The sequence below is a fragment of the Testudinibacter sp. P17/SS/0325 genome, assembly GCF_053570765.1.
On sequence record NZ_CM131635.1, the window covers coordinates 2,113,625 to 2,126,388 of the forward strand.

Sequence of the window (12,764 nt, forward strand, 5' to 3'; positions counted from 1 at the left end):
ATGTTCTGGCGTTTGGTATTCCGTGCGTTGCGCTTGCGCCTGCAACGGGTCGCGATTATTTTTGCCGCCCTGACCGTCGGCGCGGCAATTGTCACGGCGATGTCTGCGGTCTATTTTGATATCAATACCAAAATGAGCCAAGAATTACGCACTTTCGGCGCCAATTTTTATATCGGCTCGAAACATCAAACCACGCTGTCGCAACAGCCGTTTCAACAAATTCTGGCACAAGCGCCGACCGGTTTGCTAAATGCCGCCGCCCCCTATTTATACGGCGTGACCCGCAGTGAATTGGAAAAAATCGCAATTATGGGCGTGTGGTACGACGCCATGCCGACCCTCGCGCCCTATTGGCAAATCCGCGGACAACAAATCGGAGTGAATTTCGATCAGCGCAATGCGATGATCGGCAAAACCTTAGCCGAGCGGCTGCACTTAACACTCGGCGACGAGATCACCTTAAGCAACGAGCAGCAGCAAAAACGCAGTTTCAAAATTAAAGCGATCGTGGAAGCCGGTGACGCCACCGACAATATGTTGATCGTCAATCTGGAATTTGCACAGGCATGGCTGAACAAGCCTGATCAAATCAGTTACGCGCTGTTAAGCGTGAAAAATGAACAGGGACAGGTGGAGCAATTCGCCGAACAGCTGCGCCGCCAATATCCCGATTTGGAAATTCGCCCGATTCGTAAAGTTTCCGCTTCCGAAGGGCAGATTCTGGATAAAATCAAAGGCTTAATGGGCTTAATTTCGTTGGTGATTTTGATCTTGGCGACCCTGTGCGTCAACACCACCTTAATTGCGATTATCGCCGAGCGTGCCAAAGAGTTCGCGCTGCAAAAAGCATTGGGCGCCAAACGCGGCGATATCATCAAACAAATCACCACCGAAACCCTGCTGATTGCCCTGCTTGCCACACTCGCCGGCTTGATTTTAGGCTATATTCTCGCGCAGGTGTTGGGGATCGCGGTGTTTAAATCCAGCATTGATCTGCGCTTGCCGGTAATTCCGATCACGCTGCTGCTCTCGCTGATTGTGGCGATGATTGCGGTGATCGTGCCGACCCGACGGGCATTACAAATTGAAACCGCCAACGTATTGAAAGGTGAATAATGACAGAGCAAAAATGGGTGATCGAAACCCGCCATTTGGTTAAACGTTTCGGACAGGTGACCGCACTTGACGATATCAATATTCAAATCGCCGCCGGCGAATTCGTAGCGATTATGGGCGCTTCCGGTTCCGGCAAAACCACGCTGATGAATATTTTGACCTGTTTGGACACCGCCAGCGACGGCAAGGTGATTTTAGACGGCGTAGACGCCGCCAAGCTGAACGAAGAGCAACGTCAGCGTTTTCGTGCCGAGAAAATCGGGTTGGTGTTCCAACAATTCCATTTGATTCCCTACCTGACCGCACTTGAAAACGTGATGTTGGCGCAACATTATCACAGTGTCACCGACGAAGCGTCGGCGAAAGCGGTGCTCGCCCAAGTCGGTTTGGCACATCGAATCAATCACCTGCCAAGCCAACTGTCCGGCGGCGAACAGCAACGGGTGTGTATCGCCCGTGCATTAGTCAACCGTCCGCCGGTGATTTTTGCCGACGAACCGACCGGCAATCTGGACGAAACCAACGAACGCCTAATCCTGCAACTGTTGACCGAACTGAACCTGCAAGGGCGCACCATCGTGATGGTGACCCACAATCCGGAATTGGGCAAACTGGCACACCGCACCATCTTCTTGCAACACGGCAAATTTTTGCGTGAAGAAAAATATGAATCGAGGACAAATTGATGAAAACGTTGTTGAAAACCACCCTATTTGCGCTAACCTGCCTGTTCCTGACTGCCTGCGAAGAGCAACAGGCCACCGTCGGCAAAAAAGCGCCGCAACTGGCAACTTTTAATTTGAGCGGCGAAGCGGTGAAACTGGAAAATGTGGTGCAACAAAAACCGCTGTTTATCACCTTTTGGTCGGAAAACTGCGGCGGTTGCATTGCCGAAATGTTGGAATTACAGCGCTTGCAACAAGCTCATCCGGATAAACTGGATTTTCTGGCGATCAATATCGACGGTAAAAACGCCGACACCGCCACCGTCGCCAAACAACGCGGCATTACCCTGCCGGTGGTGAGAGATCAACTTGGCATCACCGCCGAACGTTACCAAGTGATCGGCACGCCGACTTCGTTTCTCATCGCCACCAACGGCGTGTTACAACAACGCATGGAAGGCTTCGATCACGAACGGGTTAATGCGCTGTTTGAATAATTGCGGACGGCTTACTTATTCTGTACTAAAATAGCGGCATTATTCAGTTAACAACAGGATTTTCAACATGCGGTTTCATTTTTCCCCCGCCTTATGCGCCATTACCCTCGCCTTGCTGACGGCACAAAGTGCGGTCGCCGAGGCGGATATTGCCAAAGGCAAACGCCAATATCAGCAGTTATGCGCCATGTGCCACGGCCGCAATGCGGAAAAACAGGCATTTGACACCTCAGCGGTGATTGCAGGCATGGCAAAAAATGACATTGTCACGGCATTGGAAAAACGCAAAAACGGTGAAATCGAAGGGGCAGGCAACACAGTGAAGTCGCGCTTAACCGAACAAGATAGGCAAAATTTGGCGGCGTATATTGCAACGTTAGGCAAATAATCCTATGCAAAAAATCGGTATTATCGGCGGCATGAGCCCGGAAAGCACCCTGCTCTACTATTCGCAGATCAATCGCGGGGTCAATCAGGCGTTAGGTAAAAATCACAGTGCCGATTTGCTCATGCACAGTATCGATTTTGAAACCATTGTGCAATTGCAGAAAAACAACGATTGGCAACAAGCCGGTGAGTTGCTGGCGCAAAGTGCGGTTTAGCCCGATTACTCAACATTTGATTTTTCTCAACTATCGTTTTATCCTGAAATCAAGCAGTTAATCAATAACAGGAAGAACCTTATGGACACCAAAGATATTGAGAATATCGAACTGACTTATCTCACCTTGAATGACTATCAGGAATTGAAAGACGCGATGATCAGCGCCTATTCCCTTCTGCCGAATGCCTATTGGAGCGAAGAGGAAATTTCACGCCTGATTAATAAATTTCCCGAAGGTCAGGTGGTGATTAAAGTGAATGATTGTTTGGCGGGCTGTGCGCTGTCGATCATCGTCGATTACAACAAATACGGCGACAACCACACCTACCAAAAAATCACCGCGAACGATACCTTTGATTCGCACACCGACAAAGGCGATATTTTGTACGGGATTGATGTATTTATCAAACCGGAATTCCGCGGGCTGCGTTTGGGGCGGCGTTTATACGATTACCGCAAGGATTTATGTGAAAAGCGGAATCTGAAAGGCATTTCCTTCGGCGGGCGGATTCCCAACTATCATAAATATGCCGATCAATTGACGCCGAAAGCCTATATTGACAAAGTGCGACGCAAAGAAATCAACGATCCGGTATTGAATTTCCAAATGTCGAATGATTTCCACCCGCGCAAAGTGTTGAAAGGTTATCTCGAAGGCGATGTCGCCTCGAACGAATATGCGGTGTTAATGCGCTGGGATAATATCTACTACGAACCGCCGAGTGACTTGGCAACCCAAAACAAGAAAGAAGTGCGGTTGGGTTTGATCCAATGGCAAATGCGCCCCTACCGCAATGTCGCTGAATTAATGCAGCAGGCGGAATATTTTATTGACGCGGTATCAGGCTACCACTGCGATTTTGTTCTCTTTCCCGAATTTTTCAATGCGCCGCTGATGGCGAAATATAATAACGATTCCGAACCGGAAGCGATTCGTAAATTGGCGCAATATACTGCGGCGATTGTCGGTAAATTCGAAGAATTGGCCATCAGCTACAACATCAATATCATCACCGGCAGCATGCCGGAAATCAAAGACGACTCTTTATATAACGTCGGCTATTTATGCCGACGCGACGGCAGCACCGAGCGCTTTGAAAAATTGCATGTCACCCCGGACGAAGCCAAAATTTGGGGCATGATCGGCGGTAACCAATTAAAGGCGTTTGATACCGATTGCGGCAAAATCGGCATTTTGATTTGTTACGATGTCGAATTCCCCGAACTCAGCCGTTTGCTTGCCGATCAAGGCATGGAAATCCTGTTCGTACCGTTTTTAACCGATACGCAAAACGGTTTTTCACGGGTGCGCCATTGTGCCCAAGCACGTGCAATTGAAAACGAATGTTTCGTTGCCATTGCCGGTTCGGTCGGCAACCTGCCGAATGTACATAATATGGATATCCAATACGCCCAGTCGATGATTTTCACACCGTGCGATTTTGCCTTCCCGACCAACGGCGTCAAAAGCGAAGCGACACCGAATACCGAAATGGTGCTGATTGCCGATGTGAATATTGATGAATTGCGCGAACTGCATGAATTCGGCAGCGTGCGTAATTTGAAGGATCGGCGCAATGATTTGTATCAGTTGCGTTGGAAAAAGAAGTAAAAGCGGTGTAAGACCAAAGTGCGGTTCGCTGAAAACCGCACTTTGATGATTATTTTGATATTTGTGTTTAGAGATTATTCAAATCCAACACATCGGTCATATCAAACAAACCGTTTTGCTTGCTTTGCAGCCATTTGGCGGCACGCACCGCACCGTTGGCGAAGGTCATGCGGCTGGAGGCTTTGTGGGCGATTTCGACCCGTTCGCCTTCGTCGGCAAACCAGACGCTGTGTTCGCCGACCACATCACCGGCGCGAATGGTGGCAAAGCCGATTTCATCGCGTTTGCGTTCGCCGGTGATCCCTTCGCGGGCAAAAACGCCGTGGGTTTTGAGATCACGCCCTAAGGTTTTGGCGATATGTTCGCCCATTGAAAGTGCGGTACCGGACGGCGCGTCGACTTTGTGGCGGTGGTGTGCTTCGATCACCTCGATGTCGCAATAATCGCCCATCACTTTGGCTGCTTTTTCCAATAATTTGAACACCAAATTCACGCCCACGCTGTAGTTTGAAGCAAATACAATACCGATTTTTTCCGCCGCTTGCGCAATCGCGTGTTTGCCTGCGTCGTCAAAACCGGTGGTGCCGATCACCATTTTTTTCTGATTGGCGACACAAAAATCAATATAGCCAAAACTGGCTTCCGGGCGGGTGAAATCAATCAGCAAATCAAATTGATCTTTCACGCTGTCCAAATTGTCGCTGACCGCCACGCCGATATTGCCGATTCCGGCAAGTTCCCCGGCGTCTGCACCGACCAAACTCGAACCGCTGCGCTCCAAGGCTGCCCCCAACACCACGCCCTCGGCGTTCTTCACCGCTTGGATTAATTGGCGCCCCATGCGCCCACCTGCGCCGGCAACGGCAATGCGTAAATCTGTCATCGTTAATTCCTCATTTTACTTTCTATGTATCCAATATTATTTATCACTCGAAGACGGTCGGTAAACCGAATCCAGATAGACATGCACGGTAATTTCTTCCCGATCATGAAAAAGCTGTTTGGCTTGCAGCCGATGGCTAATGCCCTTTTTGTTCAGATCGTCACTCAATGTTTGCAAACAAGACCGCACTTCTTGATAGCGTTTTTTCATCGGCAGTTTTAGGTTGAAAATCATCTCACGACACCAGCCGTTGAGCAACCATTTGCTCATTAAGGCGGTGATCCGCGCCGGTTGCTCCACCATATCGCACACCAGCCAATCCAAGCGGGTGCGTTTCGGCGGTTGGAATTTGAAACCGTCTTCCGGGCAATGATCCACCCGTCCGCTTTCCATCAGCGACGGTGCGATTTTACCGTGATCGACCGCATACACAAACATGCCGCGTTTGACTAACTGATAAGTCCAACCGCCGGGGCAAGCACCCAAATCAGCGGCTTTCATCTGATCGTTCATGCGTTGCTTTTCTTCTTTTTCGCTGAGAAAAGTCAGGATCGCTTCTTCCAGTTTTAAGGTGGAACGGCTTGGCGCGTCGCTTGGGAATTTCAGGCGTGGAATGCCCATAAAGTGCGGTGCATGGTTGTTGTTGTAAGAATAACCGACATAGCAGCTATCATTGGTAATAAACAACACATGCAAGGTGACGCCGCTGCCGCGAATTTCACGAAAATTCAGCAGACCGCACTTTTTCAATTGTTGCCTTAATGGCACGGTGAATTTGCGACAAAAGGTCGATAACGCTTTTGCCTCATTGGTGTCGGCGGTTTCCACCCACAGCTCGGTGCTTTGTTGCAAGTTAACCTGCTGATTTTGCTGATATTGTACCACAATCGGGCTGATACGGTCGTCAAGCGGCAAATCACTCAATAAATCGGAAACCACAATCAGTTGGCGGGCAAAAATCAGTTGGTTGAACGGGATTTGTTGCGCCAAGCGATCGGCTTCGCCTGCTTGGTAACACTCGAAAATGACATAACCGCTGTTTTCCACCACCCGCGCAAAGCCGTACACGCCTAAATCGCCTGCTTTTTCGCTGATTTCCGCTGCCAGTTCTTTTTCAAAACCGATACGGCAATATAATGCCAATTTATTCACGAGCTTAACCTCTTGGCTTCATACTGCCGGCAATGCTGATAAACGCCAACGCGCCCCAGCCGATTAAAAATGCCGTGCCGCCAATCGGCGTGATCCACACTAAACTTCTGATATCGGTTAATGCCAATCCGTACAAGCTGAACGAAAAACAGAGAATGCCGATGGCCCAACTGTAACCGATCCAGTTTAAACCACGATTACGGCACGCCGGCGCAGGCTGGTTCTTGGTTGCGGTGACAAAGAGCCCCAATGCGAGTAACGCCAAGGTATGAAAAACTTGGTATCTCAAGCCTTTTTCGATCCAATCCAGTTGTAAAAAGGTCAAGTGCGGTTCCAAACCGTGGGCGGCAAAAGCGCCGAATGCGACGCAGAAAAAACCGCTGATGGCGGCAAAGGTTAAAAAACGGTTTCCCATAGTAATCCTTGGTCTGTCGGGTGGTTAGTGGTGTTGTCGGATATGTTCGATGATCCAATTGATAAACGAAACGGTCTGTATTTTATCCGAATAATTCGGATGATACACCACATAAAATGATTTTGGATCGGTCACATCGGTGAAAAAGACCTCTTTCAGCGAGCCGTCATTGATATATTGCTGTGCCAGAATCTTGTTTGCCAAGACCACCCCTTGCCCATGCAATGCGGCTTGTAACGCCATAAACGTATGGCTGAACACCGAGCCGTGTTGAATATTGAGATTGTCCAACTGCAAATGTGCCGCCATCCGCTGCCAATTTTCGCGGGTGTGGATATGCAGTAAATTGTGTTGCGACAAATCGGTTAAGTTTTGCAACGGCTTATGCTGTAGCAGTTTCGGGGCGGCCAAAATGGACAAACACCCCTCCAATAAACGCTGGCTTTTTAGCCCGCGCCAATCGCCTTTACCATAAAAAATCGCGACATCCGCATCGGCGAGAATATCGCTTTCATCATAATCGAAACCCTGAATATTCACTTCAATCGCCGGATATAACCGATTAAATTCGCTCAGTTGCGGCACCAACCAAGCCAAACCAAAGGTTTGCGGCACTTTGATGGTCAGTTCCAGATCATGCTGACTGTTTCTGAGTTGATCCGTTACTTCCGCCAAGCGGCGTAAAATCACTTTGATTTCATGAAAATAAGCACTGCCCTGTTCGGTCAGCTCCAAGGCGCGGTTTTTACGGATAAACAGCGCATTGCCTAAGAAATCTTCCAATAATTTAATTTGGTGGCTGATAGCGGCTTGGGTAACAAACAGTTCATCTGCAGCCTTGGTGAAACTTAAATGACGGGCGGCCGATTCGAACGCTTTAAGTGCATTTAACGGGGGCAAACGTTTATGCATGACATATCCTGTCGTTAAAATCGCATAAATAAAATTTATGCGAACGATAAAAAAATATAAATTGTTACTCGTGACGGCAAAACCTAAAATGGTCGCATTGCTTAAGCAACATGGTGTTGTTTTTAAGTATGATGTTGTGTTTTATCTAGTTCACTAGATTTGAGTTTTACTGTTAACTTCCTGTATATTTTAAAACCCATTTGGTTTATCGGCCACTCAATCCTTGAGTGGCTTTTTTCTGCCGCTTATTCTAACATAAACCTGCATTTTTTATCCTATCTTCCGGCCGATTGTTATGTTAAATTTTCAGCCAATTCATTTTTGCAGGGAAAATCAGTTATGAGTTCTGAAAACCAAAGTCAATCTATTATTTGGCAGTTAAAAAACCTGACGTTAAGCCTTAACAAATCCCTTGATCAACTGTTACAGCAAGAAGGCTTGACCCTCTCGCAAGCGCGGGTTTTGTTGTTGCTTTTTAGCGAAAATGGGCAAAATCAAAGCAGCTTGATGAAGCAGCTGCAAATTGAATCCTCCTCGATGACCAAAATTATTGATCTGTTGGAACGGAAAAATTTTATTGTGCGCAAAGACAACCCCCGTGATGCGCGGCGCAAAAATATTTTTCTGACTAAACAGGGACAACATAAAGAACAAGCAATTCACCAGTTGTTACAACAATTTGAAGCGACGCTGCTCGCCGCCCTGTCTGCGAGTGAAACGCAACAACTGCAACGCTTGCTGCAAAAATTCAGCCCGAAATCAATTAATGATTGATTTGACGTAAAAATAGGATAAAAATGACGGATATTTTTATCTAAAGCAAAGAAATAAGAGTAAGGAAAAACAATGAGTGATGTTTTATTAGATTGGGAAAATTTAGGCTTTGGCTATATCAAAACCGATTTCCGTTATATTTCCCACTGGAAAGACGGTAAATGGGACGGCGGCAAACTGACTACCGATAATGTGCTGCATATCAGCGAAGGCTCAACCGCACTTCACTATGGGCAACAATGTTTTGAGGGGTTGAAAGCCTACCGTTGTAAAGACGGCAGTATTAACCTGTTCCGTCCTGACGAAAATGCCAAGCGCATGCAACGCAGCTGCCAACGTTTATTAATGCCGCAAGTGCCGGTGGAGATGTTTGTCGATGCCTGTAAACAAGTGGTTAAAGCCAATGAAAAGTTTGTCGGTCCTTACGGCAGCGGCGCAACCTTGTATTTGCGTCCGTTTTTAATCGGCGTGGGCGATAATGTTGGTGTACACGCCGCCCCGGAATACATTTTCTCGATTTTTTGCTGTCCGGTCGGCGCCTATTTCAAAGGCGGGATGAAACCGACTAACTTCATTATTTCCGAATATGATCGCGCTGCGCCGCAAGGCACCGGGGCAGCCAAAGTCGGCGGTAATTATGCCGCCAGCTTGCTGCCGGGCAAAGAGGCAAAAGAACGCAACTTCGGCGATTGTATCTATCTTGATCCGAAAACCCACACCAAAATCGAAGAAGTCGGCTCGGCGAATTTCTTCGGTATCACCAAAGACAACCAATTTGTTACCCCACTGTCACCATCGATTTTACCAAGTATCACCAAATACTCACTGCTCTATTTGGCAGAACAACGTTTGGGCTTGAAAGCGGTTGAAGGCGATGTGTATATTGATAAATTAGATGAGTTTATCGAAGCCGGGGCTTGCGGCACGGCGGCGGTCATCACTCCGATTGGTGGCATTCAAAACGGTGATGATTTTCATGTATTCTACTCCGAAACCGAAGTCGGACCGGTGACTAAAAAACTCTATGCGGAACTGACCGGCATTCAATTCGGTGATGTAGCCGCGCCGGAAGGTTGGATTGTCAAAGTCTGACTGCCAATAGTTGTCTAAGCAACCGCACTTTGGCTGTTCAAAATAAGCCAAGTGCGGTTTTTTTATATTAAAAAATAAAAATCAATTGGTTTTATTTTTCCACTTTAAAAATCTATATTTGTTTCAATTCTGTTTAATTAGATGATGATTTTCTCACATCGTTCATGGTTATTTTTCGTATTTGTTAAAAATAATGCAATCTTTTATCAGAAATACCAAATCCGAGTTAATTTAGATTGACCGCCTTTCCTATTTTTTGTTATATCTATCACAGTTTCTAAATTTTAAAATTGACTTTCTGAATAAGGAATAAACTATGATTCAGCAATACAGTGAAATGCGCAATAATATCAGTATGCTCGGACGGTTTTTAGGCGAAACCATCAGTGATGCGCAAGGCAGCGATATTCTCGATTTGATCGAAAATATCCGTGTTCTTTCGCGTGATTCGCGCGCCGGCAACGACAAAGCGCGCCAAGCGTTGCTCGATACCCTCGCAACGATTTCCAATGACAATATTATTCCGGTGGCGCGTGCGTTCAGCCATTTCTTGAATCTGACCAATATTGCCGAACAATACCAAACCATTTCACGCCACCATGACGACGCAAATTCCAGCCAGCGCTCGATTGGCAGCTTGTTCAGTAAGCTCAAACAGCACGGTATCAAACAAGAACAGGTGCTAAGTGCGGTCGATAATCTGTTGATCGAGTTGGTGTTGACGGCTCACCCGACCGAAGTCACCCGCCGTTCACTGACTCATAAACACGTTGAAATCAATAAATGCCTAAGCAAATTGGAGCATTCCGATTTGACCGTGAAAGAGCGCACCGCAATCGAACGCCGTTTGTTGCAACTGATTGCCGAGGCATGGCACACCAATGAGATCCGTACGCAGCGCCCGACTCCGTTTGAAGAGGCAAAATGGGGCTATTCGGTGATTGAAAACAGCTTATGGAAAGCCGTGCCGATGTTTTTGCGTCAACTCAACGACAGCACCCGCGACTATCTGGATTTCACCCTGCCGGTCGATTTTACCCCGGTCAAATTTTCTTCATGGATGGGCGGCGATCGTGATGGTAACCCGTTTGTCACCAGCGCCGTCACCCGCAATGTGTTGAATTTGGCGCGCGCCAAAGCCGCCGAGTTGTTTTTGGAAGACATTAAGCTGTTATCCGATGAACTTTCAATGGTGGAAGCGACCGAGGAGTTCAAAGCCAAATACGGCGAACACCAAGAACCGTATCGCTATATCGTCAAAGATCTGCGTACCAAATTAAAAGCGACGCAAAATCACTACAATGACTTATTGGCGGATAGACAGCCGAGAACCACAATCGACCAGATTATCACCAAAAACGAGCAACTTTGGCAACCGCTGTTCGATTGCTACACGTCCCTTTCCAACTGCGGAATGCGGATTATCGCCAACGGCTTATTGTTAGATACCTTACGCCGTATCCGCTGCTTTGGCGTGACCCTGTCACAGTTGGATATTCGCCAAGAAAGCACCCGTCACAGCATGGCGATTGCCGAAGTGACCCGTTATATCGGTTTGGGGGATTATGCGCAATGGAACGAAGCCGACAAACAAGCGTTTTTGATTCGCGAACTCAATTCGCGTCGTCCGTTGATTCCGATTGAATGGTCGCCAAGTGCGGAAACCAAAGAGATTTTAGACACCTGCAAAGTGGTGGCGGAACAAAACGAAGGCGTGATTTCGGCTTATGTCATTTCTATGGCGAAGTCAGCTTCTGACGTGTTGGCCGTTCACTTATTATTGAAAGAAGCCGGCTGCAATAAGAATATCCCGGTCGTGCCATTGTTTGAAACGCTGGAAGATTTAGACAATTCCGAAGCTGTGATGGAAGAACTGTTTAATGTCGGTTGGTATCGCGGTTTTATTAAAAATAAACAAATGGTGATGATCGGCTACTCCGATTCCGCCAAAGACGCGGGCATGATGGCCGCCTCTTGGGCGCAATACCGCGCGCAAGAAGCGTTAGTGAATTTGTGTGAAAAATTGCATATCGAATTGACGCTGTTCCACGGTCGTGGCGGCACAATCGGCCGCGGCGGCGCTCCGGCGCACGCGGCGTTATTGTCACAACCGCCTAAATCACTGAAAAACGGTCTGCGTGTGACCGAACAAGGCGAGATGATTCGCTTTAAACTCGGCTTGCCGCAAGTGGCGGTCGGCAGTTTGGAGTTGTATGCCAGCGCAATTTTGGAAGCCAATTTACTGCCGCCGCCGGAACCGAAAGCCGAATGGCGCGGCATTATGGATGATTTATCCCGGCTCTCTTGTGAGATTTATCGCGGCACTGTGCGCGAACAGCCGGATTTTGTGCCCTATTTCCGCTCTGCGACACCGGAACAGGAATTGTCGCGCCTGCCGTTAGGCTCGCGTCCGGCAAAACGCAACCCGAAAGGTGGGGTTGAAAGTCTGCGTGCGATTCCGTGGATTTTCGCTTGGATGCAAAACCGCTTAATGTTGCCGGCATGGTTGGGCGCCGGCGCCTCGATTCAAACGTTGCTGAATAACGGCAAAAGTGCGGTGGTGGAAGAAATGTGCCAAGGCTGGCCGTTCTTTTCTACCCGTATCGGCATGTTGGAAATGGTGTTCAGTAAAACCGATTTATGGTTAGCCGAATATTACGATCAACGTTTAGTCGAACCGCACTTATGGGCTTTGGGGCAAGAATTACGCCAACAATTGCAAGCCGATGTCAAAACCCTGCTTGACTTATCGCATAAAGATCAATTGATGGACGATTTGCCATGGGTTGCACAGTCTATTGCCCTGCGCAACGTTTACACCGATCCGTTGAATTTATTGCAAGTGGAACTGTTACATCGCCTGCGCCAACAGCCGGAAGAACAGCAAGATTCGCACTTAAATCAAGCTTTAATGATCACCATCACCGGGATCGCGGCAGGAATGCGCAATACCGGTTAATCATACCGTAACCGATAATGCCCTTGTTATCTTGATAGCAGGGGTATTTTTTTATAAAAGTGCGGTTACCCGTTGGTTTCCCG

General features: G+C 47.8%; 13 protein-coding genes. 9 read left to right on the forward strand and 4 right to left on the reverse strand.

What is annotated here, in order from left to right; genetic code table 11:
- From ACWA50_RS10100 to ACWA50_RS10125, 6 genes are all read left to right on the forward strand, one after another.
- Complete coding sequence (locus ACWA50_RS10100) at positions 1–1,116, forward strand: ABC transporter permease (RefSeq protein ID WP_431054340.1); 1,116 nt, start codon at positions 1–3, stop codon at positions 1,114–1,116.
- Complete coding sequence (locus ACWA50_RS10105) at positions 1,116–1,802, forward strand: ABC transporter ATP-binding protein (protein WP_431052153.1); 687 nt, start codon at positions 1,116–1,118, stop codon at positions 1,800–1,802. The genes ACWA50_RS10100 and ACWA50_RS10105 overlap by 1 nt, the downstream gene beginning before the upstream one ends.
- The gene (locus ACWA50_RS10110; protein WP_431052155.1) at positions 1,802–2,278 is read left to right on the forward strand and encodes a TlpA family protein disulfide reductase; all 477 of its coding nucleotides are present in this window, start codon (positions 1,802–1,804) and stop codon (positions 2,276–2,278) included. Before ACWA50_RS10105 ends, ACWA50_RS10110 begins: the two co-directional genes overlap by 1 nt.
- A 67-nt stretch (positions 2,279–2,345) precedes the next feature.
- Positions 2,346–2,666 carry a c-type cytochrome gene (locus ACWA50_RS10115; RefSeq protein WP_431052157.1) on the forward strand — a complete coding sequence of 107 codons (321 nt, stop codon included), beginning with the start codon at positions 2,346–2,348 and terminating at the stop codon, positions 2,664–2,666.
- A 4-nt stretch (positions 2,667–2,670) separates the two neighbouring features.
- Complete coding sequence (locus tag ACWA50_RS10120; protein WP_431052159.1) at positions 2,671–2,880, forward strand: aspartate/glutamate racemase family protein; 210 nt, start codon at positions 2,671–2,673, stop codon at positions 2,878–2,880.
- Between the two features lie 81 nt (positions 2,881–2,961).
- Entirely contained in the window at positions 2,962–4,494 is a 1,533-nt protein-coding gene (locus ACWA50_RS10125; RefSeq protein WP_431052161.1) for a carbon-nitrogen hydrolase family protein, read from the forward strand.
- A 67-nt stretch (positions 4,495–4,561) separates the two neighbouring features.
- Here ACWA50_RS10125 and dapB read toward each other — a convergent pair whose 3' ends face one another.
- The 4 genes from dapB to ACWA50_RS10145 are packed head-to-tail and all read right to left on the reverse strand — an operon-like array spanning position 4,562 to position 7,856.
- Complete coding sequence (dapB, locus tag ACWA50_RS10130; RefSeq protein WP_431052163.1) at positions 4,562–5,377, reverse strand: 4-hydroxy-tetrahydrodipicolinate reductase; 816 nt, start codon at positions 5,375–5,377, stop codon at positions 4,562–4,564.
- A 36-nt stretch (positions 5,378–5,413) separates the two neighbouring features.
- Positions 5,414–6,529 carry a 23S rRNA (cytidine(2498)-2'-O)-methyltransferase RlmM gene (gene rlmM, locus ACWA50_RS10135; protein ID WP_431052165.1) on the reverse strand — a complete coding sequence of 372 codons (1,116 nt, stop codon included), beginning with the start codon at positions 6,527–6,529 and terminating at the stop codon, positions 5,414–5,416.
- A gap of 4 nt (positions 6,530–6,533) precedes the next feature.
- Complete coding sequence (locus ACWA50_RS10140; protein ID WP_431052167.1) at positions 6,534–6,944, reverse strand: DUF423 domain-containing protein; 411 nt, start codon at positions 6,942–6,944, stop codon at positions 6,534–6,536.
- A gap of 24 nt (positions 6,945–6,968) precedes the next feature.
- Positions 6,969–7,856 (reverse strand): transcriptional regulator GcvA, encoded by an 888-nt coding sequence (locus ACWA50_RS10145; protein WP_431052169.1) that lies wholly within the window; start codon positions 7,854–7,856, stop codon positions 6,969–6,971.
- A 339-nt stretch (positions 7,857–8,195) separates the two neighbouring features.
- Between ACWA50_RS10145 and ACWA50_RS10150 the strand changes: the two genes are divergently transcribed.
- The 3 genes from ACWA50_RS10150 (at position 8,196) to ppc (ending at position 12,681) form a co-directional block, all read left to right on the forward strand.
- Positions 8,196–8,630 (forward strand): MarR family winged helix-turn-helix transcriptional regulator, encoded by a 435-nt coding sequence (locus tag ACWA50_RS10150; protein ID WP_431052171.1) that lies wholly within the window; start codon positions 8,196–8,198, stop codon positions 8,628–8,630.
- A 72-nt stretch (positions 8,631–8,702) separates the two neighbouring features.
- On the forward strand, positions 8,703–9,722 hold the full coding sequence (locus ACWA50_RS10155; protein ID WP_431052173.1) for a branched-chain amino acid aminotransferase: 1,020 nt from the start codon (positions 8,703–8,705) through the stop codon (positions 9,720–9,722).
- A 316-nt stretch (positions 9,723–10,038) separates the two neighbouring features.
- On the forward strand, positions 10,039–12,681 hold the full coding sequence (gene ppc, locus ACWA50_RS10160) for a phosphoenolpyruvate carboxylase (RefSeq protein WP_431052175.1): 2,643 nt from the start codon (positions 10,039–10,041) through the stop codon (positions 12,679–12,681).
- The last annotated feature ends 83 nt before the right edge of the window (positions 12,682–12,764 follow it).

Excerpts from the sequence above, each read along its gene's own strand:
- ACWA50_RS10100 (WP_431054340.1), top strand. The coding sequence starts at position 1 with ATGTTCTGGCGTTTGGTATTCCGTGCGTTGCGCTTGCGCCTGCAACGG.
- ACWA50_RS10105 (WP_431052153.1), top strand. The coding sequence starts at position 1,116 with ATGACAGAGCAAAAATGGGTGATCGAAACCCGCCATTTGGTTAAACGT.
- ACWA50_RS10110 (WP_431052155.1), top strand. The coding sequence starts at position 1,802 with ATGAAAACGTTGTTGAAAACCACCCTATTTGCGCTAACCTGCCTGTTC.
- ACWA50_RS10115 (WP_431052157.1), top strand. The coding sequence starts at position 2,346 with ATGCGGTTTCATTTTTCCCCCGCCTTATGCGCCATTACCCTCGCCTTG.
- ACWA50_RS10120 (WP_431052159.1), top strand. The coding sequence starts at position 2,671 with ATGCAAAAAATCGGTATTATCGGCGGCATGAGCCCGGAAAGCACCCTG.
- ACWA50_RS10125 (WP_431052161.1), top strand. The coding sequence starts at position 2,962 with ATGGACACCAAAGATATTGAGAATATCGAACTGACTTATCTCACCTTG.
- dapB (WP_431052163.1), bottom strand. The coding sequence starts at position 5,377 with ATGACAGATTTACGCATTGCCGTTGCCGGCGCAGGTGGGCGCATGGGG.
- ACWA50_RS10140 (WP_431052167.1), bottom strand. The coding sequence starts at position 6,944 with ATGGGAAACCGTTTTTTAACCTTTGCCGCCATCAGCGGTTTTTTCTGC.
- ACWA50_RS10145 (WP_431052169.1), bottom strand. The coding sequence starts at position 7,856 with ATGCATAAACGTTTGCCCCCGTTAAATGCACTTAAAGCGTTCGAATCG.
- ACWA50_RS10150 (WP_431052171.1), top strand. The coding sequence starts at position 8,196 with ATGAGTTCTGAAAACCAAAGTCAATCTATTATTTGGCAGTTAAAAAAC.
- ACWA50_RS10155 (WP_431052173.1), top strand. The coding sequence starts at position 8,703 with ATGAGTGATGTTTTATTAGATTGGGAAAATTTAGGCTTTGGCTATATC.
- ppc (WP_431052175.1), top strand. The coding sequence starts at position 10,039 with ATGATTCAGCAATACAGTGAAATGCGCAATAATATCAGTATGCTCGGA.